Annotated in this window: 14 protein-coding genes and 1 pseudogene; 9 read left to right on the top strand and 6 right to left on the bottom strand. The window is 72.1% G+C overall.

Annotated elements, in window-relative coordinates:
* Positions 1–8 precede the first annotated feature (8 nt).
* Positions 9–620, bottom strand: coding sequence for a TetR/AcrR family transcriptional regulator (locus tag BLV72_RS34465; protein ID WP_093467277.1), 612 nt, complete (start codon positions 618–620; stop codon positions 9–11).
* A gap of 174 nt (positions 621–794) precedes the next feature.
* Between BLV72_RS34465 and BLV72_RS34460 the strand changes: the two genes are divergently transcribed.
* Complete coding sequence (locus tag BLV72_RS34460) at positions 795–1,571, top strand: SDR family NAD(P)-dependent oxidoreductase (protein ID WP_093467275.1); 777 nt, start codon at positions 795–797, stop codon at positions 1,569–1,571.
* 40 nt (positions 1,572–1,611) lie between these two features.
* The gene (locus tag BLV72_RS34455; RefSeq protein WP_093467274.1) at positions 1,612–2,355 is read left to right on the top strand and encodes an AraC family transcriptional regulator; all 744 of its coding nucleotides are present in this window, start codon (positions 1,612–1,614) and stop codon (positions 2,353–2,355) included.
* Between the two features lie 14 nt (positions 2,356–2,369).
* On the opposite strand, the gene BLV72_RS34450 is transcribed toward BLV72_RS34455, so the two are convergent.
* The 3 genes from BLV72_RS34450 to BLV72_RS34440 all read right to left on the bottom strand — a co-directional run bounded on the left by BLV72_RS34450 (position 2,370) and on the right by BLV72_RS34440 (position 7,737).
* Positions 2,370–4,241 (bottom strand): CASTOR/POLLUX-related putative ion channel, encoded by a 1,872-nt coding sequence (locus tag BLV72_RS34450; protein WP_093467272.1) that lies wholly within the window; start codon positions 4,239–4,241, stop codon positions 2,370–2,372.
* Positions 4,242–4,424: 183 nt separating this feature from the next.
* Positions 4,425–7,115: a SpoIIE family protein phosphatase gene (locus tag BLV72_RS34445; RefSeq protein WP_093467271.1), complete on the bottom strand. Its 2,691-nt coding sequence runs from the start codon at positions 7,113–7,115 to the stop codon at positions 4,425–4,427.
* A gap of 247 nt (positions 7,116–7,362) precedes the next feature.
* Positions 7,363–7,737 carry a hypothetical protein gene (locus tag BLV72_RS34440; protein ID WP_093467269.1) on the bottom strand — a complete coding sequence of 125 codons (375 nt, stop codon included), beginning with the start codon at positions 7,735–7,737 and terminating at the stop codon, positions 7,363–7,365.
* A 197-nt stretch (positions 7,738–7,934) separates the two neighbouring features.
* On the opposite strand from BLV72_RS34440, the gene BLV72_RS34435 reads away from it, so the two are divergent.
* Both BLV72_RS34435 and BLV72_RS34430 read left to right on the top strand, forming a co-directional pair.
* Positions 7,935–9,293: a Gfo/Idh/MocA family protein gene (locus tag BLV72_RS34435; protein ID WP_093467268.1), complete on the top strand. Its 1,359-nt coding sequence runs from the start codon at positions 7,935–7,937 to the stop codon at positions 9,291–9,293.
* A gap of 57 nt (positions 9,294–9,350) precedes the next feature.
* Positions 9,351–10,055, top strand: a complete 705-nt coding sequence (locus BLV72_RS34430) for a DUF4232 domain-containing protein (RefSeq protein ID WP_093467266.1) — start codon at positions 9,351–9,353, stop codon at positions 10,053–10,055.
* A 35-nt stretch (positions 10,056–10,090) separates the two neighbouring features.
* Here BLV72_RS34430 and BLV72_RS34425 read toward each other — a convergent pair whose 3' ends face one another.
* The gene (locus BLV72_RS34425) at positions 10,091–16,453 is read right to left on the bottom strand and encodes a type I polyketide synthase (protein WP_093467265.1); all 6,363 of its coding nucleotides are present in this window, start codon (positions 16,451–16,453) and stop codon (positions 10,091–10,093) included.
* Between the two features lie 83 nt (positions 16,454–16,536).
* A complete protein-coding gene (locus BLV72_RS34420; protein ID WP_244321146.1) occupies positions 16,537–17,898 on the bottom strand; it encodes a beta-ketoacyl synthase N-terminal-like domain-containing protein in 1,362 nt (453 codons plus the stop codon).
* Between the two features lie 508 nt (positions 17,899–18,406).
* Between BLV72_RS34420 and BLV72_RS34415 the strand changes: the two genes are divergently transcribed.
* From BLV72_RS34415 to pabB, 5 genes and pseudogenes are all read left to right on the top strand, one after another.
* Positions 18,407–18,898 carry an Lrp/AsnC family transcriptional regulator gene (locus tag BLV72_RS34415; RefSeq protein ID WP_059144637.1) on the top strand — a complete coding sequence of 164 codons (492 nt, stop codon included), beginning with the start codon at positions 18,407–18,409 and terminating at the stop codon, positions 18,896–18,898.
* A gap of 132 nt (positions 18,899–19,030) precedes the next feature.
* The gene (gene ddaH, locus BLV72_RS34410; RefSeq protein ID WP_093467263.1) at positions 19,031–19,840 is read left to right on the top strand and encodes a dimethylargininase; all 810 of its coding nucleotides are present in this window, start codon (positions 19,031–19,033) and stop codon (positions 19,838–19,840) included.
* Positions 19,840–21,102, top strand: a complete 1,263-nt coding sequence (gene rocD / locus BLV72_RS34405; RefSeq protein ID WP_093467261.1) for an ornithine--oxo-acid transaminase — start codon at positions 19,840–19,842, stop codon at positions 21,100–21,102. Before ddaH ends, rocD begins: the two co-directional genes overlap by 1 nt.
* Positions 21,103–21,427: 325 nt before the next feature.
* Complete coding sequence (locus BLV72_RS34400) at positions 21,428–22,024, top strand: putative antibiotic biosynthesis monooxygenase (RefSeq protein WP_093467260.1); 597 nt, start codon at positions 21,428–21,430, stop codon at positions 22,022–22,024.
* A 78-nt stretch (positions 22,025–22,102) separates the two neighbouring features.
* Positions 22,103–24,414, top strand: a pseudogene (pabB, locus tag BLV72_RS34395) (aminodeoxychorismate synthase component I).
* Positions 24,415–24,455: the final 41 nt, after the last annotated feature.

Raw genomic sequence — 24,455 nt, 5'->3', positions numbered from 1 at the left:
AGGTGTGATCAGAGCCGGCCGGGCAGGGGGGTACTCGCCGGTGCGCGCATTCCGTCGAGGACGACCGTGACACACCGTTCGACCTGGAGCCGGTCGGCCGGGAGGTCCAGCACACAGGCTCCGGCGGCGGCCGCCCTGGCCAGGAACGGAATGTCCCGCCAGGACAGATCGGCGCGCAGCGCGCCGTCCCGCTGGGCGCGTTCGGTCAGCCGCCGTACGCGATCGAGCAGGGCGCGGCGGGCGGCGGCCACCTGCGGTCCACCGCGATCGTCGAGGGAGTCCGAGAGCCCCGCGTTCTCCCCGGTGCGCAGGGCGAGGCCGGTGAAGAACCGGGTGAAGGCCGGCCAGGACTCGTCCTCGCCCAGGGCCCGTTCGGCACTGTCGGCGAGTTCGCCGAGCACATCGAGGAGGACGGCTTCCAGCAGTTGGGCCCGCTCGGGGAAGCGACGGTAGACCGTGCCGACGCCGACCCCGGCCAGCCGCGCGATCTCGTGATAGCTGACGTCGAAACCATGGACGGCCACCGCCTGGCGTGCGGCGGCGAGGACGCGGGCGGCGTTGCGCCGCGCGTCCGCGCGCGGCGGTCTGGGGGGCCGCTGAGCGGAGGGCATGCCCGTCATGTCCCCAGCCTAGTCAGAAGTGGACAGAAACTGTCCACCTCCGTACGCTGAAGTCTAAGCGGACAAGATCTGTCCATTTAGCGAACGGCGCCACGGCCGCGTACCCCACCGGCCTCTCGCCACACGTCCCCGCCACACGACCGAACAGCGCACGACCGAACAGGAGCCACGGCCATGAGCCATCTCGACGGCACCACCGCGGTGATCACCGGGGGCAGCGAGGGGCTCGGCTACGCCATCGCCGACGCCTTCGCCACCGAGGGCGCCGACCTGGTGCTCCTCGCCCGCGACCGGGAGAAGCTGGACCGGGCCCGGCACACCCTGGCCGGACACGGCACCACCGTACGCACCCTCTCCGTCGACCTGGCCGACCCCGGCGCCGTGACCACCGCCGCGCGTCAGGTGCTCGCGCTCACCGAACGGGTGGACACCCTGGTCAACAACGCGGGCACGGCACACTTCAGCCCGCTCGCCCAGACCTCGGCCGACTCCTTCGACGCCATGCTCCACCTCAATGTCCGGGTGCCCTTCCTCCTCGCCCAGGCGTTGCTGCCCGCGCTCGTCGAGGGCCGCGGCAGCATCATCAACATCAGCAGCTACTGGGCGCACAAGATGGTCGCCGACCGCCCGTCCGCGGCCTACTCCGCCACCCGCGGCGCCATCAACGCGATGACCCGGGCCCTCGCCAATGAGCTGGGCCCCTCCGGCGTCCGGGTCAACGGCATCGCCCCCGGCGCCGTACGCACCCCCACCTACGAACGGGACTTCCTCGGCCCTATGAGCGCCGAGGAGCGCGACGGCCACGACCACCGCACCCGGGACGCCTATCCCCTGGGCCGCGTCGGCGAACCCCACGAGGTGGCCGCCGCGGCCGCCTTCCTCGCCTCCCCGCAGGCCGGCTGGACCACCGGCACCATCATGAACGTGGACGGCGGGCTGACCGTCCGCTGACGCCCCCCGCAGAGCCCGCTGCCCGATAAAATGGCCTCCGATGCCGAGAATCCGCCACACTCCCCAGGCGACGACGGGCCTGCGTCCGCTGCCCGCCGGTGGCGGCATAGACGCTCATCGGCATGACGAGCACCAGATCGTCTACGCCGGGCGAGGGGTGCTGGCCGTCACCACCGACGCGGGCAGCTGGATCGCGCCCGCCAACCGGGCGCTGTGGATACCGGCCGGGACCGTCCATGAGCACCGCGCGTACGGCGCCACCGACCTCCATCTGGTGGGACTGGCGGTGGCGGACAATCCACTGCGGCTGGAGCAGCCCGCGGTCCTCGGCGTCGGCCCGCTGCTGCGCGAGCTGATCATCGAGTACACCGCGCGGCCGGCGGACACCGGCGCCGAACGCCGCCGGTTGCGGGCCGTACTGCTCGATCAGCTCCGCCACTGTGCCGAGCAGCCCGTGCATGTGCCCGCCGCCGGGGACCCGCGCCTGGCCGCGGTGTGCGCCCTCCTCCATGATGACCCGGCGGACAACCGGACCCTGCGGGAGCTCGGCGCCGCGGTCGGGGTCGGCGAGCGCACCCTGACCCGGCTGTGCGCGGCGGAGCTGGGCATGACCTTCCCCCAGTGGCGCACCCAGCTGCGGCTGCACCACGCCCTGCGGCTGCTGGCCGAGGGCGTCCCCGTCACGGCCGTCGCCCATCGATGCGGCTGGGCGTCCAGCAGCGCCTTCATCGATGTCTTCCGCCGGGCCTTCGGCCACACCCCCGGCGCCCATCGCGCGCTCTGACGTCCGCCCCTCGTTCAGTCCTCGGCCAGGACCACGACCGTATCGCCCTCCTCCAGGGTCAGCGGCGCTGTTTTGGACGGGTTGAGGTGGACGCCGTAGAGCGGTGGCTCATCGCTCTGCCGGGCCAGCCGGTAGCCGATGGCCGTCTCACCGCGCTGGCGGGCGGCCTCGATGACGGTGGCGAAGTTGGCCTCCGCGCCGGGTATCAGATAGCTGGGCGCGGGCTTGAGGTAGATCTCCGACCCCTGGGGGTCGAAGAGGTCGGCGAAGACCGCGTACAGATGGCGGTTCTCGGTGAGCTGGGTCAGCAGAAGGCTGATCACCTTGGTGGAGACGATGAAGTCGTCGGCCTTGGTGACCTGCGCGACCTCGCGGTTGGCGTCATCGTGCATCTCGGTGACGATCGAGTACGGATCGCCGAGCTGGATCTCGATGTCGCGCAGGTGGAGCAGGGTGACCAGGGTGCGGTCGTCCGACCGTCCGGGGTCGATCCCGTCGTCGGTGAGCACCACGATATGGCGGTAGTCGTCCAGCCCGAGTGCCTCCAGCGACGGGCGGCGGGTGGGTTCGCAGTGCTTGAAGCCGACCGTGAGGTTCTTCAGCTCCCGGTTCGCCTCCTCCCGGGGCGGGCGCGGGGCGGCGATGTCCACCACCGACCCGGGTTTCACCAGGAGGTCGAGCTGCGCGATGATCTTCTCCGCGCGGGAGTTCCAGCCGATCAGCAGGGTCCGGTCCGGTACCGGCGGCCGGAACGCTGCGGTGGCCATCGCCGAGCGCACGATCGGGGCCCGGGTGGCCGCCATCGTGATGAGCAGATCGTCCTCGGCGACCATCAGCAGCCGGTCCCCGCGCTCGATCACGGTGTCCATGGCGGGGTTGACCAGCGCCTCGCCGTCCGCGCGCTGGACACCGATGGGCACACCGAGCTCGAAGGCGTTCAGCGACTCGCCGTAGGTGGCGCCGGCCAGTGCGGGCGCGTGCCAGGGGTAGATCTCGTTGCCGATGAAACTGAGCAGTTCATTGAAGACGGTGGACAGACCGGACTGGCGGTGGGACTGCACGATCAGCCCGACCGCGATGTCATCGGCGTCGATCACCAGCGCGGTGTCCCCCGCGGCCAGCCGGGCGGCCGCCAGGTTCTCCGAACTCTGCACGGCGGCCACCACATTGGGCCGCGTCCCGGGCCAGGTGCGGCCGTTGAGCAGCAACAGCGTCTTGATGACGTCGATGTCGCTGTCGTCGCCGATGGGTGAGAGCACCATGATGGCCTTGGCGCTGTCCGGGCTCACCAGCTCCAGGTCGCCGCGCTGGAGCGGATTGCCGGAGCGGCAGATCACCCGGGTCTTCCCGGTGTCCGGGATGCGGCGCCGGATCTCGTCCTCCATGTCGACCTTGTCCCGGTCGGCGAGGATCACCACACATGAGCGCCGCTCGCTCTGGTTGGCCTCCGCCAGCTCCGCTATCACCGTGAAGACCTGCTCCGACCAGCCCAGCACAATGGTGTGGCCGTGCTCGATCAGCCGTGAGGTGCCCTTGCGCAACTGCTGGATCCGGGCCTCCAGGCCGGTGGTCATCACACCGATCAGCGCGCTGACGATGAAGATCCCGCCGATGGTCACCGTGAGCATGAGGACCAGGAACAGCGGCCGGCCCGTGTCCCCGCCCATCGTGCCCGGATCGAGGGTCCGCAGCAGGCTCATCCAGACGACGCCGAGCCAACCGCCGTTGTCCTTGGTGTCCTTGTGGGCGAAGGCGACCACCACGGCGGAGACCAGGGTGATCAACGCCAAGGAGGCCAGCCCCAGCCAGCCGATCAGCGCCGGGGTACCACGGTCCATCGTCCCGTCGAACCAGTACCGCAGCCGCTCCCGCAGCCTCTTGCGCATGCCGCATTCCTCCATAGCCCATCACGCCGCCGGGCCCAACGGCCCGTGGTGAGCGGCGCTTTACGCCATGAGGGTGTCGTCTGACCCCGCTTCAGCGCCAATCGGGCGCCGCCGGTGACCAGCGGAGGGTCGGTCCGGCGGGCCGTCGGCGGAGCTCGTCGGCGGCCGTCCGGGGCGGCGGGGTCAGCCGGGGATGTCGTCCCACTGGTCGAGGAGGTCCTCGCCCTCGGTGTCGGCCAGCGGGAGCATCGGGTCGGTCAGGGGCTGCTCGGCCCAGATGATCTTGCCATTGGGGGTGTAGCGGGTCCCCCAGCGCAGCGCGTACTGGGCGACGAGGAAGAGCCCTCGGCCGCCTTCGTCGGTGGTGGCGGCGCGGCGCAGATGCGGCGAGGTGCTGGAGCCGTCGGCCACCTCGCAGATGAGGGTGCGGGCGCGCAGCAACCGGACACGGCTGGGGGCGCAGCCGTAGCGGATGGCGTTGGTCATCAGCTCGCTGAGGATGAGTTCGGTGGTGAAGGCGATGTCCTCCAGCCCCCAGGCGGCGAGTTGCTCGGCGGCCTCGTTGCGGATGCGGGCGACCGCGGCGGGGTCGGAGGGCAGCTCCCATTCGGCGACGTGCCCCGGGTCCAGCAGATGGGTGCGGGCGACCAGGAGGGCGATGTCGTCGCCGGGGTGGGCCGAGGTCATGGTGTCGAAGACGGCCTGGCAGGTCTCCTCCGGTGTGCCCTCGGGCAGCCCGGCGAGGGTGGTGCACAGCACGCCGAGACCCTCGTCGAAGTCCCGGCCGCCGTCCCGGATCAGCCCGTCGGTGTACAGCGCCAGCCGGCTGCCCTCGGGCAGCTCCAGCTCGACGGTCTCGATGGGTTCGCCGCCCAGGCCCAGCGGCGGGGCGAGGGGGATGTCGGGGAAGGTCACGGTGGAGTCGGGGAGGACCACCGCCGGGCCCGGGTGGCCGGCGCCCGCCATCGTGCAGCGGCCGGAGACCGGGTCGTAGACGGCGTACAGACAGCTGGCGCCGCTGATCCCCGGTGCGTCGCCTCCCGATGCGGCCTGGTCCTGGTCGAACCGGCTGGCCAGCTCGTCGAGATGGGCGATGAGCTCATCGGGCGGCAGGTCGAGGGCGGAGAAGTTGTGCACGGCGGTGCGCAGCCGGCCCATGGTGGCGGCGGCGTGCAGTCCGTGGCCGACGACATCGCCGACGGCGAGGGCGACCCGCCCGCCGGGCAGGGGGATGACGTCGAACCAGTCGCCGCCGACTCCGGCCTGGGCGGGCAGATAGCGGTGGGCCACGTCCAGGGCGTCCTGGTCGGGCAGGCCCTGGGGCAGCAGACTGCGCTGGAGGGTGGCCGCCATGGCGTGTTCACGGGTGTAGCGGCGGGCGTTGTCGATGGCGACCGCGGCGCGGGCGACCAGCTCCTCGGTGAGCGCCACATCGTCCTCGTCGAACGGGTCGGACTGCTCGGAGCGCCAGAAGGTGGCGATACCCAGGGTGACGTCCCGGGCCCGCAGCGGGATGGTGATCATCGAGTGGATGCCGTACGTGACGACCTTCGTCGCCTGTTCGGGGTCCTGCTCCTGCCATCCGTCATACGCCCGCAGGTCCGCCTCGAGCACCGGCCGGCCCGCGCCGAAGCCCAGCGCCTGGGGCACGCCCCCGGCGTAGGTGATCATCTTGCCGACGCGCCACAGCGGATGGTCGGCCCGGATGCCGGAGGTGGCGGTGCGGCGCATGGCGTTGCCCGTGGGGTCGTCGCCGCGCAGCACGGGCTCCACGAGGTCGACGGTGGCGAAGTCGGCGAACCACGGGACGCCGAACTGGGTCAGCTCCTCGGCGGTCCGCACGATGTCCAGGGTGGTGCCGATCTTCGAGCCCGCCTCGAAGAGCAGCCTCAGCCGGCGCTCGGCCACTTCGGCCTTGCCGGACAGCGCGCGCAGTTCGGTGGAGTCACGGAGCGTGGCGACGCTTCCGGACATCCCGCCGTCCCACCGGGTGGGCCGCTGGTTGATGGCGAGCAGCCGGTCCCCGGCCAGATGCACCTCGTCGGTGGCGACCCGGCCCGAGGCGAGCAGCTCGGCGGTGCGCGGCTCGAGGCCGAGCTCGGTGATGGGGCGGCCCTCGGCGTCCCGGGGCAGGTCGAGCAGCCGGCCGGCCTCGTCGTTGGCGAGGACGAGGCGGCCGTGGCTGTCGACGATGAGCACACCTTCCCGCACGGAGTGCAGGACGGCGTCGTGGTGCTCGTACATGCGGGTCATCTGGGCGGGGCCGAGCCCTCGCGTCTGGCGCCGCAGCCGCCCGCCGACCAGCGCCGTCCCGCCGGTGGCGAGCGCGAGCGCCCCGGCGGCGGAACCGAAGACCAGCGGGAGCTGGCGCTCGACCCGGCCGCTCACATCCGCGGCGGTCATTCCGGCGCACACCACACCGGCCACGGTGCCGTTGGCCCGGGGGATCGGAACGGTGGCCTGGACCTCCCGGCCGAGGGGCCCCTGCACGGACTCGGTGACGATCTTGCCCTTCACCACGGGCCGCCAGTCGGCGACGAGCTCCTTGCCGATGAACTGCGGCCTGGGGTGGGTGTAACGGATGCCCTTGGTGTTCGCCACGACCACGAAGTCCAGATGCGCCCGCTTACGGGTCTCCTCGGCCCGCGGCTGCAGCCGGGCGGTCGGATTCTCCGCGCCCATCGCGGACGCGATCCCCGGGGAGGTGGCGAAGGTCTGGGCCACGGCGGTCGCGCGGCGGACGGCCTCCTGCTCGCTGTCGTTACGCGCCTGGAGGATGAGCGCCGTCGTGGCCGCGACGATGAGCAGGCCGACAAGCAGCACTTGAACAGCGAAAACCTGCCCGGCGATGCTGCGTACGCTCAAGCTGCGCATGCTCAAGAACGAACGGAAGCGCTTCCGGGACAGGGGGTGTGGGGCAGGTCTAGACCGACCGAAAACTCCGACCACGCACCCTTCCTACCATTTATCACCCTCGGATCGTGAAGCCTGGTGGCACACGATCGGAGACCGTCCCGGCCTCCGATACATATCGGCACCGCGTGTGACGGCTCGGCCACGCACCACTCACCGCGGCCCTCCTCGTCGAGCGCCACGGGCCGTATCGGCCCACCTACCACGGTCACACATCGAGCCGGTGGGCCACAGCCCGCATCGCCGCCCTCGCGGCGTCCAGATCCACCCGCGACCGGTCGGCCACCAGATAGAGAAAGACACCCTGGCGGGTGCGCTGGCTGAGCGGACGGATCAGGTGATACTCGGTGTCCAGCGTGATCACGATGTCCTCGAGACGATCCGGGTCGTAGCCGAGCAGCTCCAGAGTGGACAGCTTGGCCCGCATGACATCGGTGTCCCCGTAGGCCACCTTCTCCAGGTCCGGACCGCGCGGGGTCTGGACGGCACCCAGGGTGATCCGGCTCAGATAGTCCACGAGCGAGGCCGCCAGCGCGCCCTCGCACTCCATCATCTCGCGCAGTGACTCCTCGACGTCGATCATGGCCCGTCGCCCTCCGGGGACCCTCGAGATCAAGTCCACATCTTTCATCCTTGCACAGGGCTCGCCGACGCACCCCCGCTCGCGTCCGATCCCCGGCACGGCGTGCCCCACCCCGTGGTGGCGGGCCGCCGATCGTCCTATCCTGCGCACGCGTTGATCGACTTCGGATTGAATCGTTGCTTCCCGCTGGAGGACGCATGACCATCGGCAGCACCCCGTCCCGGGCCGTGGTGGTGGGCACCGGCTCCCGGGCCCAGATGTTCACCGAGGCGCTGGCCCGCCGCCCGCGTCTGAGGGTCGCCGCGCTGTGCGATCCGAACCCGGTGCGCATCGCCCACCACCAGCGGCTGCTGAAGGAGGCGGGCGAGCCGGAGGCCGCCGCCTGGAGTCCCGAGGAGTTCGAGCGGCGGCTGCGCGCGGATGACATTCAGGAGGTGGTGGTGACCTGCGTGGACGCGCTGCACGACGCGTACATCGTGCCCGCGCTGCGAGCCGGCTGCCGGGTGGTCACCGAGAAGCCGATGACCACCGACGCGGCCAAGTGCCGTCGCATCCTGGAGACGGTCGAGGAGACCGGCAACCATCTGGCGGTCGCCTTCAACTACCGCTTCAACCCGGTGCACGAGGAGGTCCACCGGCAGCTGGCCGGCGGCGCCATCGGCGAGGTGCTGTCGGTGCACTTCGAATGGCTGCTGGACACCCGGCACGGGGCCGACTACTTCCGCCGCTGGCACCGCGAGAAGGAGCACAGCGGCGGGCTGATGGTGCACAAGTCCAGTCACCACTTCGACCTGGTCAACTGGTGGCTGGGGGCCCGGCCGGCCGAGGTGTTCGGCTATGGCCGGCTGGGCTTCTACGGCCGTGCGGCGGGCGAGCGCAGCGGTTACCGGCGCGAGTACGAGCGGGCGCACGGCGCCGCCGCCGCGCAGGACGACCCGTTCGCGCTGGAGCTCGCCGAGAACGACGCGCTGCGCTCGCTGTATCTGGACGCCGAGGGCGTGGACGGCTACCACCGCGACCGCAATGTGTTCGGCGACGGCGTCACCATCGAGGACGACATGGCGCTGCTGGTCCGCTATGACACCGGCGCCACCATGACGTACCACCTGACCGCCTACTCCCCCTGGGAGGGCTACCGGGTGATGTTCAACGGCACCCGGGGCCGGCTGGAGCTGGAGGTCGAGGAGAGCGCGTGGCAGCCGTCGCTGCTGGGTACCGCCTCGGGCCGCGGCACCATCCACGGCGACCAGGCCCTGGCCAACGCGGGCGGTCCGCGGCTGGTCCTGCGGCCGCTGTGGGAGCCGCCGCGGGAGGTGGAGCTGCCGACGTTCGACCACGCGGGACACGGCGGCGGGGACGAGCGGATGCTGGAGGTGCTGTACGGCCCCGTGGATCCGGCGGCGGCCACCGGGGCGGCGGCCGTGGACGCCTCGGACGCCTCACACCGGCGGGCCACCGAGGAGGACGGGGCGCTGGCGCTGGTCACCGGGCTCGCGGCCAACCGGTCGTTCGTCAGCGGAAAGCCGGTGGCCACGGCGGATGTCGTGACGCTGTAGCCGGGGGCCGGGTCCAACGCGGCTCATCCCGACCGGGGTTGAGGCAGGATGAGCCGCATGGACACGGATGCGATCGAAACACCCCGGGCGCCCCTCTTCCGGAGCGCCACCCGACGCCGCCGAAGACGGCTGCTCGGCTCCCTCGCGGCGGCCGGTCTGCTCAGCGCATGCGGTACGCAGACCTCCTCGGGAGTCGCCGCGGTGCCCGAGGAGGCCACCTCCCGCCCGTCGGGCCTCACCGTCTCGCCGGACACCACCGCCCCCACCGCCCCTGCGGTCTGCCCCGACTCGGGGGTGCTGCTGCGGGCCGCGGAGGCCAACGCGGCGATGGGGCTGCGGGAGCAGCAGATCGAGCTGGTGAACTGCGGCAAGAGCGTTTATACGGTGAACGGCCATCCGTCCGTCCAGGTCCTCGACGCGGACCTGAAGCCGCTGGAGGTCACGGTCGGCCATGGGGCGTCGGGCATCGCCACCGTCGACGGCTTCGAGACGGCCACCGGGCCGGTGCGGCTGAAGCCCGGTGAGCGGGCGGTGATGCGTCTGCTGTGGCGGAATCTGGTGACGGACACCACGCGCCCCGCCGCCGACGGTCGCTATCTGCGGATCGCGCCGAACGGCGACGGGGCGGATGTGCAGACCGTGCCCGACCTCGTCGACCTGGGCACCACCGGCAAGTTGGGCGTGAGCGCCTGGGCCCGCCCCGCCCCGGAGCGTCCTGCCCCGAATCGTCCTGGCGCGGATCGCCCGGACGCCGGTTCCTGACGTTCGCCGGTGGTGCCGTAGGTCCCGCAGCCCCGTCAGCCCGGGGCGCCCAGCCGCTCCTCCGGCCGGTCGGCCGGATCGAGCCCCAGTTGCTGGGCGAGCCCGGCGGCCAGGGCCTCCACGGTCGGGTGCCGCCAGACGAAGTTGCCCGCGAGCTTGATGTTCAGCCCCGTCTCCAGGCGCACCCGCAGCTCCATGGCGAGCAGCGAGTCGAACCCCAGTGACCTCAGGGGGGTCTGCGGATCGAGGGTGGCGCTGCTGAGCCGCAGCACGGCACGGATGTGGTCGGTCAGATAGGACTCCAGCGCGGTGCGGCGGGCCGGTCCTGCGGGGAGTGCGGCCAGCCGGGCGCGGATGTCGTCGGTGTTCTCCCGGGCGGCCACCGGAGTGTCGTCGCCGGGGAGGAGCGGGGCGAACAGGGCGGACCGGCGGGCGGCGGCGGGGATCCAGGTGGCCGGTTCGCCAGGGATCACACCGGTCTGCACCCGCCGGTGGGCCAACAGGGCGCCGAGCGCGCCGAGCCCCTGCTCGGTGGGGATCGTCTGATAGCCGCGGTCGGCGAAGCCGGTGGCCACTCCGGTCTCGCCCCACGGGCCCCAGTTGACCGCGAGGGTGGGCAGGCCGCGGGCCGAGCGCCATGCGGCGAAGCCGTCCAGCCAGGCGTTGGCGGCCGCGTAGGCGCCCTGTCCGGCGTTGCCGAGCAGCGAGGCCATCGAGGAGTACACCGCGAACCAGTCGAGCCGGTGGCCCTCGGTGGCCCGGTGCAGCCGCCACGCCCCGGTGACCTTCGGCGCCCATACGCGGCCGAGCTGGTCCTCGCGGATGGTGGCCACGGCCGCGTCGTCGAGGACCATCGCGCTGTGGACGACACCGTTCAGCGACGCCCCTTCGGGCGCGGTGGCGGCGGCCACGAGCCGGTCGGCCGTGCCCGGGAGGCTGATGTCGCCGGTGACGACGGTGATCCTGGTGCCGGCGGCGGAGAGTTCGGCGAGCGTCCGCGCTGCGGCCCCGGCCGGTGCGGTACGCCCGCTCAGCACCAGGTGGCCGGCGCCCCGCCGGGCCAGCCAGCACGCGGTGGCGAGCCCGAGACCGCGCAGGCCGCCGGTGACGATGTACGTACCGCCCTCGCGCACCGTCAGCGGTCCGTCGGGCAGGACGGCGTCGAGCTCGCCCTCCTGCGGGATGGTCAGCACCAGTTTGCCGATGTGGCGGGCGCCGGCCATCCGCCGGAACGCGTCGGTGACCTCCGTCAGCGGATAGGTGGTGCAGCGCAACGGCCTGAGACGGCCCTCGGCGATCGCGGCCAGCACCTCGCGCAGCATCGCCGCGTACACCCGCGGGCGGGCCAGTTGCAGCTCCCTCAGGTCCACGGTGGAGAAGGTGATGTTGTGGCGCAGCGGGGAGAGTCCGAGCGGGGCGTCGGAGAGGATGTCGCGGACGCCGAGTTCGACGAAACGGCCGAAGGGGCGCAGACACTCCAGCCCGGCCCGGATGGCCGATCCGGCGAGGGAGTTGAGCACGACGTCCACGCCCTCGCCCCCGGTGGCCTCCTTGACCTCGTCGCGGAAGTCCAGCGACCGGGAGTCCATCACATGGGCGATACCCATGGCCCGCAGGAAGCGCCGCTTCTCCTCGCTGCCCGCCGTGGCCAGCACCTCGGCGCCCAACAGCCGGGCGACCGCGATGGCGGCGAGCCCGGTGCCGCCGGTGGCCGAGTGGATCAGCACCCGCTCCCCCGCGGTCACCTGGCCGACGTGGCGCAGCGCGTACCAGGCGGTGAGGAACGCGATCGGCAGCCCGGCGGCGGTGTCCGGGGCGAGGCCCTCGGGGAGGGGTGCGGTGCGGTCGGCGGGGACGACGGTGAACGATCCGAAGGCGCCGCCGTGCACATCGGCCGCCACCACCCGGTCACCGGCGCGGAGATGGTCGACACCGGGCCCCACCGCGCTCACCTCGCCCGCGCATTCGAAGCCGAGCCGGTAGCGGATGTTCTCGTCGCCGGGGAGCAGGCCCATGGCGGTGAGGACGTCGCGGAAGTTCAGGCCCGCGGCGAGCACCCGCAGCTCCACCTCACCGGGCCCGGGCCTACGGCGGGGGGTGGTGGTCAGCTCCAGGCTGCCGAGGTCGCCGAGGCGGCCGGCGCGCAGCCGGAAGCCGTCGGTGCCGCAGCGCACGGTGCGGGCACAGGCGGTGGCGCGCTCGGTGTCGGTGAGGGGCGCGTAGTCCAGCTCGGCGGTGTAGCGGGCACTGTCGCGCAGCGCGATCTCCTCCTCGGGGCCGTCGGCGAGGAGTTCGGCGGCCAGGGTTTCCGCGAGCTCGTCGGGGGCGGCCGGGTCGGTGTCCACCAAGGTGGCCCGCAGCTCGGGGTGTTCCAGGGCGAGCACCCGCACCAGTCCGCGGAGCGGGCTCTGTCCGGGGTCGGCCAGGTCCCCGGGGGCCACGGTGCGGGCGCCGCAGGTGGCGGCGTAGAGGCGGGGCGGTTCGGGGAAGCGGGCGGTGAGCGCCTGGGCGGCGGCGAGCAGCCGGCGGGTGCGGCGCAGCCCGTCCTCCGCGCCGCCGTCGGCGGGGCGCGGGCCGCACAGGAGCACCACGGCGCGCGGCCGGTCTCCGGGGCGGGTGAGCCGGCTGGTGAGCGCGTCGCGGAAGGCGTCGAGCCGCTGGTCGGCCAGGGGTGTCTCCCACACCCGGGCGGTGGCGCCGGCGTTGCGCAGGGCGGCGGCCACGGGGCGGGCGGTGCCGTCCGCCTCTCCGACGATCAGCCAGCGTCCCGGGGGCCGGGTGGCCGCGGGCCGGGTGGCGCGCCGCCAGCCGACCTCGAGGAACCACTGGTCGGCCTCGGCCGTGCGGTCCGCGGCGCTGTGGACGATCCGCAGTCCGTCGACGGCCAGGACCGGGCGGCCGTCCGCGTCGAGCAGGCGGACGTGCCCGACGGTGGCCCCGGGGGTGGTCTCGGCGAGGCGGGCGTGGCAGTACACCGCGGTCCCGGGGTCGCCGAGGACGCGTACGCTCTGCATCCGCGCGGGCAGCAGCAGCCGCCGGTCGTCCTCGTCGAGCAGCCCGGCGACGATGAGTTGGGCACACAGGTCGACGAGGACGGGGTGGATGCGCAGACCGTGTCCGGGGGCGTGGGCGGCCTCGGGGATCCGGACCCGGGCCCAGAGGCTGTTGCCGTGGCGGGAGGCGGACACCTCGGTGATGCCCTGGAAAGCCGGTCCGTGTGCCACGCCGCGGGCCCGCAGATTGGCGTAGAGCGCGTCGGCCTCGACGGGCAGCGGATGGCGCAGGGCGAGGGTCCGGACGGAGGCGGCGCGCGGGCGCTGCGGTGCGGCGAGTCTGCGGAGCACCGCGGTGGCCTGCCGCACCCAGGCGCCGTCCTCGTCGCGTCCGAAGATCTCGCATTCGGCGCGGTCGGCGGCGGCGAGGGTCACCGTGGTGGAGAGGTCGGTGCGGTCGGCGAGCCGCAACAGTTCACGGAAGTGCAGATCGGTGACCTCGACCTCCCCGGGCCCGGCGCCGAACACCTCGCAGGCGGCGGTGAGCGCGAGGGCGTAGGAGGCCGCGCCGGGCAGGACGGGGGCGTCGTGCACCCGGTGGTCGTCGAGCCAGGGCAGGGCCGCGGTGCCGGTGCGGGCGCGCCAGGAGTGGCGGACGGGGTCGCCGGGCACCTCCAGGTGCGCGCCGGGCAGCGCACCGGCCGGGCTCGCGCCGGGCGGATCGTCGGAGGGCGCGGCGAGCGGGGCGTCGGCCCAGTGGCGGGTGCGGTCGAAGGTGATGGGCGGTACGTCGGCGAGGGCGGCGTCCGCGTACAGCACGGACCAGTCGACGGGGACGCCCGCGCAGTGCAGCGCGGCCAGCTGGGTCCGGAAGGTGGCCGGCTCGTCCTCCTCGCGGCGGAGCGTGGGCAGGACGACGGGGTCCTCCACCAGACCGGCAAGGCCGCGCAGGACGGGGTGGGTGATGACCGGGTGGGGGGATATCTCGACGTACACCAGGTGGCGGTCGGCCGCGGCGGCGGCGACCGCCGCGGCGAACCGCACCGGGTGGCGCAGATTGGCGCACCAGTAGTCGGCGTCGAAGGCGGGCGGGGTGTGCGGATCGTCGAGGACGGTGGTGTAGAAGGGCACGTCCGGGCGGCGGGGGGTGAGGTCGGCGAGGGCGGTGCGCAGATCGGCCAGGAGCGGGTCCACCTGGGGTGAGTGCGAGGCGACGTCCACGGCGATCAGCGCGGCGGGCACGGAGCGGGCCTGCCAGCCGGCCACGAGCCGTTCGACCCGGTCGGTGTCCCCGGCCACCACGGTGGAGCCGGGTGCGGCCATGACGGCGACGGTGACCGCTGCCGCGGCGCCGCCGGTGTCGAGTTCGGCCTGCACCTCGTCGGCGCCGAGACCCACCGTGGCCATGGCCCCGTTCCCGGCGACGCGGGTGAGCAGCCCGGAGCGGCGGCAGATCACCTTGGCCCCGTCGGCCAGGGAGAGCGCCCCGGCCACCACGGCGGCGGCGACCTCGCCCATGGAGTGGCCGATGACCCCGGCGGGCTCCACGCCATGGGCGCGCCAGGTGGCGGCGAGCGCGGTCTGCAGGGCGAACAGCACGGGCTGCACCCGGTCGCAGCCGGTCACCGGAGCGCCGGAGCGGACGATGTCGAGCACCGAGAATCCGGACTCGGCGGTGATGAGCGCGTCGGCCTCGGCGAGCGCCTCGGCGAAGGCCGGTTCGCACTCCAGCAGCCGCCGTCCCATACCGGGCCACTGGGAGCCCTGTCCGGAGAACACCCAGACCGGCCGGCGGGAGACCTCGGCGCCCACGGCGCCGGTGACCACGGCGGGGTGGGCCTGACCGGTGGCGAACGCCCGCAGGGCGCCGACGAGTTCGGTGCGGGAGGCGGTGGTGACGCCGAGCCGTCCGCGGCCGGCGCCGCGACGCAGCGCCAGGGTGTGGGCGATGTCGCGCAGCGGGGTGTCCGCACCGTCGCCCTCCAGCCAGTCGGCCATCCGCCGCGCGGCGCCGGGCAGCGCGGCCGGGGAGCCGGCGGGGACGAGGAACACCTGCGGAACGGCGTGAGCGGCGGGTCGGGAGGCGGGTGCGGGTACCGCGGGGGGTTGTTCCAGCACCACATGGGCGTTGGTGCCGGAGAAGCCGAAGGAGGACACGGCGGCCAGCCGCGGGCCGGTGCGCACCGGCCAGGGGGTGAGCTCGCGGGGGATGAAGAGGCGGGTGCCGTCGGCGTCGATGGTGGGATTCCACCGGGTGAAGTGCAGATTGGGCGGGATGAGTCCGCGGCCCAGGCACAGCACGGCCTTGATCAGGCCGGTGACCCCGGCGGCGGGCTCCAGATGGCCCAGGTTGGTCTTGACCGAGGCGAGGGCGCAGCGGTCGCGGCCGGTTCCGTAGACCTGGGCGAGGCTGGCGAATTCGACCGGGTCGCCGACGGGGGTCCCGGTGCCGTGGGCCTCGACCATCCCGACGTCGGCGGGATCGACCCCGGCGCGGCCGAGCGCCTCCTCGTACAGGGCGCGCTGGGCGGTGGCCGAGGGCGCGGCGAGCCCGTCGGAGTGGCCGTCCTGGTTGACGGCCGAGCCGCGCAGCACGGCCAGGATCCGGTCCCCGTCGCGCACCGCGTCGGTGAGGCGTTTGAGGACGACGATGCCGCAGCCCTCGCCGCGGACGAATCCGTCGGCGGCGGCGTCGAAGGCGTGACAGTGGCCGGTGTGCGAGAGCATGCCCATCCGGTCGAACGAACGGGTGATCCGCGGCTCGAACATCAGGGTGACCCCGCCGGCCAGGGCCAGATCGCATTCCCCGGCGCGCAGGGCCTGGACCGCCAGGTGGACGGCGACCAGGGAGGACGAGCACGCGGTGTCCAGGGCCACGGAGGGGCCGTGGAGGCCGAGGAGGTAGGAGATCCGGCCGGTGGCGACGCAGTGCCCGTTGGCCAGGGCGGAGCCCTCCAGCTCGCGGGGGTGCCGGTCGAGCCGGTTCATGTAGTCGTTGTAGCTGAGCCCGGCGAAGACGCCGGTGGCGGTGGAGCCGAGCCGGTCGGGTGGCATTCCGGCGTGTTCCAGGGCCTCCCAGGCCACTTCGAGCAGTAGCCGGTGCTGAGGGTCGAGGATGTCGGCCTCGCGTCCGGAGACGCCGAAGAAGTCGGCGTCGAAACCGGATACGTCGCGCAGATATCCGCCGCGGACCGGCGGTGCGGATTCGGACCGGGCGGCCGTAGTGGGGTCGGCCGCCCAGAGCGCGGCGCGCTCGGCGGGCGGTTCGGCGACGGCGTCGCGTCCGTCGGCCAGCAGCCGCCACAGGGCGGAGGGCGAGTCGATGTCACCGGGAAGCCGGCAGCCCATGCCGACGATGGCGATGCGGCCGGGGGAACGGCTGGGAGCGGGGGGGTGCTGACTCATCGGGGTCTCCGTGGGTGGTGCTCGGCCCGGGGTGAGGGCCGTGGGGGGCCGTGGGGTGGAGATCGCCGCGGGGGTGTACGGACTCAGATGGCGTCCGGGCCGCCCAGCAGCATCGCGTGCTTCACGCCACCGATCTGGTAGTTGAAGCTGAGCGCATGGTCGAAGTCGAGGGGACGGGTGCGGGTGCCGGGGACGGGGTCGAACGAGAGCCCGTCCGCGGGCTGTTCGCAGTTGGCCGTGGGGCACACCTCGCCGAACTCCATCATCATCAGGGTCAGGGCGAGGCCCACGCAGCCGGAGGCCGCTCCGTGGTGGCCAAAGCAACCTTCCTGGGAGGACAGCAGCACGGTGGAGTCGGGGCCGTAGAGCTCGCGGACGGCGTTGGCCTCCATGGCGGTGACAGCGGCACCGCCGTCGCTGGCGCCGTTGATGTACGGCACCTGCTCGATCCGCCAGCGGTCGCCCAGGCAGAGGCGGACGGCCCGCGCGAGCTGCGCACCGGTGTGGTCGGCGGCCAGCGGGTTGGCCAGGCCGTCGCGGGTCATGGCGGCGGCGAGCACCTGGCCGTAGAGGTGGGCGCCGCGGCGGGCGGCGTGTTCCCGGCTCTCCAGGATCACGGTGGCGGATCCCTCGCCGTGGTTGATGCAGTCGGCGCGCCGGTCGTAGGGGCGCATGAGGGAGTCGAAGGACGGCAGCAGATCGGGCATTGCGGCGGCGTCCATGCCCTCGTGGGCGTGCTGGGCACCGCGCAGCAGCCGCTGACCCTTTTCGATCAGGCCGACGTTGAAGACGTCGACGCCGGTCACCACCGCGAGGTCGGTCTCGCCGGTCGCGATGAGGCGGCGGGCGTTGCCGATCTGCACGGCGGTGGAGGAGCAGCCGCAGGACACGGTGAAGCAGGGACCGATGGTCCGGGTCAGCGCGCCCTGGACGACGGCCACGTCGGAGGGGGATACGGCCTGTTCGGCCGCGACGAACATCTCCAGGGCGTCGAGGGTGGTGGCGGAGTCGGGGTCGATGCCGAGCAGGGTGAGATAGCTGTCCACATTGGCGTCCACGCTGCCGCGGCCGACGAGCAGGGCCGCCTCGCACAGATCGCCCGCGGCCAAGTCGAGTTCGGCGTCGGCGCACGCCTCGACGAGGGAGACCAGGCCGTACCGATGGGCGTTGGTGTAGTGGCGGGAGAAGAATTCGGGGATGTCGGGGAGTCGCTCCTCGAACTGCCCGGCCGTCAGATGGACCGAGCCGTAGTGGCTGTCGTGCCGGCCGAGGACGGTGCGGCCCCGGGAGGCGATGTCCCACACCTGGGCCGCGGTGAAGACGGGTTCGGCGCCGCCCGGAAGGCAGAAGCCCAGGCCGGTGACGACGGTGTCCCGGGCGTTCCGGGAGCCGCCCGGAGCCGGGCGGGAGGGGTGGCCGCGCGGGCTCACGACGCCCTGCCGCATCTGGAAAGAGTCATGACGGTGGTCCCTTTCGCTCGCACCGGAGTACGGACCCGCCGGTACGGCGTGTCGCCGAAAGCGCGGTGGCACCGTCGGTGGGCCGGAATCGGTTCACCGTCGAATTCGGCGCGTACGGCGCGGCGTTGGGCGTACTCGAAGCCTTTCCCCGTTGGATGGTGAGCCGTCTCCGTTCGGGAGTCGCTCATCTTTCGGAAAGGATGGGTGGAATAGATGACGGTACGCCCGCCGGGACATGGGCCGGTAGGTGGTATCCGCATCACCGAGGTGGATTCGGCCGGTCCGGCGCACCGCTGTTGTACCCCCGGAGCCCGTGCCGCGCGACCCCTGGAAAGAAGGGGCTCGCGCCCCGGTTCACGCCCCCCTGTTGTGGAATCTTTCTGAAAGAGCGTACAGAAAAAGGCGCCCCAGGCATTCAATGAGTATGGGGCGGTTTGAAAGCGCGGAAGAGCCCTTTACCTTATGGGGCAAAAACCGTAAAGGACGACAAAAGATGACGCACCCGTCCCCACTGTTCGACGATCTGGACCGCAAGATCGTCGCGGCACTGGTGGAAAACGCCAGGACCAGCTTCACCGAGATCGGCGCCGCGATCGGGCTCTCCGCCTCGGCGGTCAAACGCCGGGTCGACCGGATGCGCGAGACCGATGTGATCACCGGCTTCACCACCACGGTGCGCCCGGCCGCCCTCGGCTGGCGGACCGAGGCGTATGTCGAGGTGTACTGCGACAGCGCCGCACCACCCCGGCGCCTCGCGGAGGTCGTGCGCAACTATCCGGAGATCATCGCGGCCATGACGGTGACCGGCGGCGCGGACGCCCTGCTGCATGTCATGGCCACCGACGTGGAGCACTTCGAGGAGGTGCTGGAGCGCATCCGGGCCGAACCGTTCGTCCGCCAGACGATCAGCTACATGGTGCTGTCCCACCTGCTCACAGGCAGTCCGGAGGCCGGTTCGGCGCCTCCCGCGACCGCGACGCAATGAACCGCCGCCAGACGGCCACAGCACGCAGCATCGGTGCGCCTACACGCAGTTTTCCTTTCTTGTCTCCCCTCTCCTCCGTTTTCTACCGTTGATTCATCCCCCGGTCGCCCGCGGAAGCGAGAGGAATCCTCCGTGTCCCTTACGCGTGTGCCGCGCCCCAGGCGCTTCTTGACCTGTGCCCCCAGATTTTTCGATGTGCGGTATGCCATCAATCCCTGGATGCGTGAGGACACCGAGGTCGATACCGACCTCGCCCGGGCGCAATGGGAGACGCTGATCGGCGCCTACCGCGACCACGGCCATCGGGTCGAATTCATCGAGCCGGTGCCAGGGCTGCCGGACATGGTGTTCGCGGCGAACTCGGCCCTCGTCCTGGAGGGCCGGGTCTTCGGCTCGCGATTCCACGCCCCGCAGCGACGGCCGGAGCAGCTCGCCTACGAGCGGTGGTTCAAGGCCAACGGTTTCGACGTCCATCCGCCGGAGTCGGTGTGCGAGGGCGAGGGCGACCTGGTGCCGGCCGGGCCCTTCGTCCTGGCGGGCACCGGCTTTCGCACCACCCGGGCGGCCCACCAGGAAGTGCAGGAGTTCTTCGGGGTGCCGACCATCAGCCTGCTGCTGGTGGACCCGTACTTCTACCACCTGGACACCGCGCTGTTCGTCCTCGACGACCAGAACATCGCCTACTACCCGGAGGCGTTCTCCCCCGGCAGCCGTGAGGTGCTGGAGCGGCTCTACCCCGACGCGCTGATCGCCACCCGCGACGACGCCATGGCCTTCGGGCTCAACTCCGTCTCCGACGGCCGCCATGTCTTCGTCGCCCCCCGGGCCACCGGCCTCATCGACCAGCTCACCGACCGCGGTTACGTCCCCGTCCCCGTCGACCTGTCGGAACTGCACAAGGCCGGCGGGGGCATCAAGTGCTGCACACAGGAGATCCGCTGATGACCGCCACCACCCCCACCGCCTCCGGTTCCCCCGCCGCCGCGGCGGACGGCGCCCGTGCCGCCCGCTCGTCGCGGGAGCTGATCCGCGCCGAGGAGTCCTCGCTCGCGCACAACTACCATCCGCTGCCCGTGGTCGTCGCCCGCGCCGAGGGCACCTGGGTCTGGGACGTCGAGGGGCGCCGCTATCTCGACATGCTGGCCGGCTACTCGGCGCTCAACTTCGGCCACCGCCACCCGGCGCTCATCGAGGCGGCCCACCGTCAGCTCGACCAGCTCACCCTGACCTCGCGGGCCTTCCACAACGACCGGCTGGCCGGGTTCGCCGAGGGGGTCGCGGAGCTCACCGGACTCTCCATGGTGCTGCCCATGAACACCGGCGCGGAGGCGGTGGAGAGCGGGATCAAGGTCGCCCGCAAGTGGGCGTACGAGGTCAAGGGCGTCGCCCCGGACCAGGCCACCATCGTGGTGGCGGCCGACAACTTCCATGGCCGTACGACGACGATCGTCGGCTTCTCCAGCGACCCCGTCGCCCGCGACGGCTTCGGCCCGTTCGCCCCGGGCTTCCGCGTCGTGCCGTACAACGACCTCGCGGCGCTGGAGGCCGCCGTCGACGAGACCACGGCGGCGGTGCTCATCGAGCCGATCCAGGGCGAGGCGGGCGTCGTCATCCCCGACGACGGCTATCTGCGCGGGGTGCGCGAGCTGACCCGGCGCACCGGGACGCTGTTCATCGCCGATGAGATCCAGTCCGGCCTGGGCCGCACCGGCACTACCCTGGCCGTCGAGCACGAGTCGGTGATGCCGGATGTGCTGCTGCTCGGCAAGGCGCTGGGCGGCGGCATCGTGCCGGTGTCGGCGGTGGTGGCCGACCGTGCGGTGCTCGGCGTGCTGGGCCCCGGCGAGCACGGCTCCACCTTCGGCGGCAATCCGCTGGCCGCGGCGGTCGGCTCGGCCGTGGTCGACCTGCTGCGCACCGGCGAATTCCAGCGCCGCGCCACCGAGTTGGGCGAGGTACTGAGGGCCGGGCTGGCCACGCTGACCGGCAAGGGCGTCGTGGGCTACCGCTGCCGCGGGCTGTGGGCGGGTGTCGATGTGGACCCCGCCCTCGGCACCGGGCGCGAGGTGAGCGAGCGGCTGATGGCCGAGGGGATCCTGGTCAAGGACACCCATGGGTCGACGATCCGGCTGGCACCGCCGCTGACCATCACCCGTGAGGAGCTGGAGGGGGCGCTGGCCGCGCTGGAGAAGGTGCTCGGCTGAGCGATTGACCGAAAGCGACGAGGAGCGCCGGGCCGCATTATGTTTCATACGGCCCGGCGCTTCGTCATGTTCAATGCGCGCGCAGATTCTTTTTCGGCGGCCCTGCCGCATGCCTCGAGAACGCCGGATCGCAGATAACGCCCAGGTCACGGCGGACTTTTCGAGTTTTTATGTACGTTGTTGAGCATTTCACTGTTCCCGATCGCACGGTGTGGAACACTTCGTGTCATCTCGCCGGGTGGACCTGACGGGAAGTTGGCAGTTCTCGCAGGTCGGCACCGTGGAGAAGGCAAACGTCATGGTGCGGAAAGGAGTTGCGGCTGGAGTGGACAGTGAGCCGGTCACGGTGACTGCCGCATACCGGGTGGACCCCGGCCGCGAAAGCGAATTCTATGCCTGGGCGATCGAGATGCTCAATGCCGCGGCACGCCTTCCGGGATATCTCGGAGGCGGGGTCATGGGATCCGGTTCGGCGTCCTCGGAGTGGCATGTCCTCTACCGGTTCGAAGCGGAAGGCCCGGCAAGGGCATGGGATTCCTCGCTGGAACGTGCGCGATGGGCATCCCGGACCGGGCCCTTCGTCCAGGAAAAGGGAACACAGCGCACCTCGGGACTGGAGAACTGGTTCAAGGGGCCGGTGCGGCCGCTGCCGCCACCACCCAAATGGAAGCTGTGGCTGGTGAATCTGAGCGCGGTCTTCCCGCCGGTCCTCATCTTCAATGTGCTGGTGATCCCGTTCATCAAGGACACCAATTTCCTGCTGCGGACCCTGGCTCTGTGTCTTGGTGTGACCGCGATGGTGACCTGGCTGGTCATGCCACGGCTGCAGCGGATTTTGAAGAAGTGGCTCCACCCGCCGCTTCAGTCGATACGAGGACGTCACAGGCGGATGGTGGCCGACGGCCCGCGCGCTCGCCGGTAGGTGAGCGACGCGCCACGGCCCGACGACCGGGACGGGTGATCCCCGGCCGGTTTTCTCATCGCAAGGAGGCAAATCCGGATGGAATCGCTGAGGACACTCCTCGTCGATCATCACGACTCGTACACGTACAACCTCTTTCATCTGCTGACCGAGGTCAACGGCGAGGAACCGGAGGTGCTTCTCCATGACGCGCCGGAATGCGCGGACATCGATCTGACCGCGTTCGACAACATCGTGCTCTCCCCGGCCCCGGGCATCCGGCCGATCCGCGGGACTTCGGCGCCACCGCCCGGCTGATCGAGCGGTCGGCCATTCCGGTGCTGGGGGTGTGCCTGGGGCACCAGGGGATCGCGCTCGGCGCCCAGGCGCGGGTGGTGCCCGCGCCCGAACCGAAGCACGGGCATCTGTCCCGGATCAGACACGGCGGGCGCGGGCTCTTCCGCGGTCTGCCGCAGGACTTCACGGCCGTTCGCTATCACTCGCTGTGCGTGGCCGAGCCGTTGCCGCTGGGGCTGCAGGGCATCGCCTGGTCCGAGGACGGTGTGCTGATGGGGGTGCGGCACCGGGCCCGTCCGCTGTGGGGCGTGCAGTTCCACCCGGAGTCGGTGCTGACCGGATACGGCCATCGCATGCTCAGCAACTTCCGCGATCTGACCATCGAGCACGCCAATGGCGAGTCGGTGACCTCGACCGTGGCGCCCGCCTCCGCCGAGGAACCGCGCCGCACCCGTACCGCCGCCGAACCGGCCGCGGGACCTTCCTCCGCCCCGGGCTCCCCGCAGCCCCCCGAGGCGGACCCCCGAGCGGAATTGGCGCGGCTCGACCCCGAGGAGGGCGCCCCGGCGCCGTCGTCCCCGGAAGGCCCCGCCTACCGGCTGCACGCCCGGTGGCTGGCCGATGCCACCGACACCGAGGCGGCCTTCACCCGGCTGTACGCGAAGGCGCCGCACGCGTTCTGGCTCGACAGCTCGCGCGCCGAGTCCGGCGAGGCGCGCTTCTCCTTCCTCGGGGACGGCACCGGTCCGCTCGCCGAGTTCGTCCGCTACGACACCGATACGGGCGTCTGCGAGGTCGAGCGGGCGGGACGGCCCGCCGTCCGGGTCGAGGGCGGCGTCTTCGACTACCTCGAACGGGAGCTGGCCCGCCGCCGGGTGACCGCCCCCGGTCTCCCCTTCGACTTCACCGGCGGCTATGTGGGCTACTTCGGCTACGAGCTCAAGGCCGACTGCGGCGCCCCGGGCCGCCATCGGTCCGCCACCCCGGACGCCTGCTGGCTCTTCGCCGACCGGTTCGTCGCGGTCGACCACCAGGAGGGCGTCACCTACATCTGCTGCCTCACCGAGGACACCCCCGAGGGCCACCGGGAGGCGAAGGACTGGCTGGACACCACCGTGACCGTGCTCAGCGGGGTGCCGACGCTCACCGGCCCCGCCCCGCGGCCGCCCGCCCTCACCACCACGGCCGCCGTGGAGCCCTGGCTGGTGCGGGACCGGGAGCGGTATCTGGCCTCGATCGAGGCGTGTCTGCGGGAGCTGCGCGCCGGGGCGAGTTATGAGATCTGCCTGACCAACGCCGCCTGGCTGCCCGCCCCGAGCGACAGCTACGCCTTCTATCGGGCCCTGCGGCGGTCCAATCCGGCGCCGTACGCCGCCTATCTGCGGTTCGGCGGCACCGATGTGGCCTGCGCCTCCCCCGAGCGCTTTCTGCGCATCACCCCCGACGGCACCGCCGAGGCCAAGCCGATCAAGGGCACCGCCCCGCGCGGCACGGGCCCGGAACAGGACGCGCGGGCGCTCGCCGCCCTGGCCTCCAGCCCCAAGGCCCGCGCCGAGAACCTGATGATCGTGGACCTGCTCCGCAACGATCTGGGGCGGGTGTGCGCACCGGGCAGCGTGTATGTGCCGCGCCTGATGAACACCGAGACCTATGCCACCGTCCACCAGCTCGTCTCCACCGTGCGGGGCCGGCTGCGCCAGGAGACGAGCGCCGTCGACTGCGTCCGGGCCTGCTTCCCGGGCGGCTCCATGACCGGCGCCCCCAAACTGCGCACGCTGGAGCTCATCGACTCGCTGGAGACCGAGGCCCGCGGTGTCTACTCCGGGGCGCTCGGCTACCTGAGCTGCAACGGCGCGGCCGACCTCAACATCGTCATCCGTACGGCCGTGTTCACCAGCGGCCGGATGCACATCGGCGCGGGCGGCGCCATCGTGCTCGATTCCGATCCGGCCGAGGAGTACGAGGAAATGCTGCTGAAGACCGCTGCCACCATGCGTGCCTACGAGGCCGTGGAGCCCGTGCCCGACGCGGAGCCCGCCGGGGAGATCGACGACCTGCTGGTGGCCGCCGCCACGGCGCCACCGGCCCCCGCGGCGAAGGAGCCCGGCCGGTGACCGCCCTCTCGGTGTCCGCCGCTTCGGTGTCCGCCGCTTCG

It is taken from the genome of Streptomyces melanosporofaciens (genome assembly GCF_900105695.1).
Taxonomy (GTDB): domain Bacteria; phylum Actinomycetota; class Actinomycetes; order Streptomycetales; family Streptomycetaceae; genus Streptomyces; species Streptomyces antimycoticus.
Note: the sequence above shows the minus strand (reverse complement) of the source record. Positions and strands in the feature narration are given on the sequence as shown.

Bases quoted from the DNA above. Each gene is read 5' to 3' on its own strand.
- BLV72_RS34465 (WP_093467277.1), bottom strand. From the start codon at position 620: ATGACGGGCATGCCCTCCGCTCAGCGGCCCCCCAGACCGCCGCGCGCG.
- BLV72_RS34460 (WP_093467275.1), top strand. From the start codon at position 795: ATGAGCCATCTCGACGGCACCACCGCGGTGATCACCGGGGGCAGCGAG.
- BLV72_RS34455 (WP_093467274.1), top strand. From the start codon at position 1,612: ATGCCGAGAATCCGCCACACTCCCCAGGCGACGACGGGCCTGCGTCCG.
- BLV72_RS34450 (WP_093467272.1), bottom strand. From the start codon at position 4,241: ATGCGCAAGAGGCTGCGGGAGCGGCTGCGGTACTGGTTCGACGGGACG.
- BLV72_RS34445 (WP_093467271.1), bottom strand. From the start codon at position 7,115: ATGCGCAGCTTGAGCGTACGCAGCATCGCCGGGCAGGTTTTCGCTGTT.
- BLV72_RS34440 (WP_093467269.1), bottom strand. From the start codon at position 7,737: ATGATCGACGTCGAGGAGTCACTGCGCGAGATGATGGAGTGCGAGGGC.
- BLV72_RS34435 (WP_093467268.1), top strand. From the start codon at position 7,935: ATGACCATCGGCAGCACCCCGTCCCGGGCCGTGGTGGTGGGCACCGGC.
- BLV72_RS34430 (WP_093467266.1), top strand. From the start codon at position 9,351: ATGGACACGGATGCGATCGAAACACCCCGGGCGCCCCTCTTCCGGAGC.
- BLV72_RS34425 (WP_093467265.1), bottom strand. From the start codon at position 16,453: ATGAGTCAGCACCCCCCCGCTCCCAGCCGTTCCCCCGGCCGCATCGCC.
- BLV72_RS34420 (WP_244321146.1), bottom strand. From the start codon at position 17,898: ATGCGGCAGGGCGTCGTGAGCCCGCGCGGCCACCCCTCCCGCCCGGCT.
- BLV72_RS34415 (WP_059144637.1), top strand. From the start codon at position 18,407: ATGACGCACCCGTCCCCACTGTTCGACGATCTGGACCGCAAGATCGTC.
- rocD (WP_093467261.1), top strand. From the start codon at position 19,840: ATGACCGCCACCACCCCCACCGCCTCCGGTTCCCCCGCCGCCGCGGCG.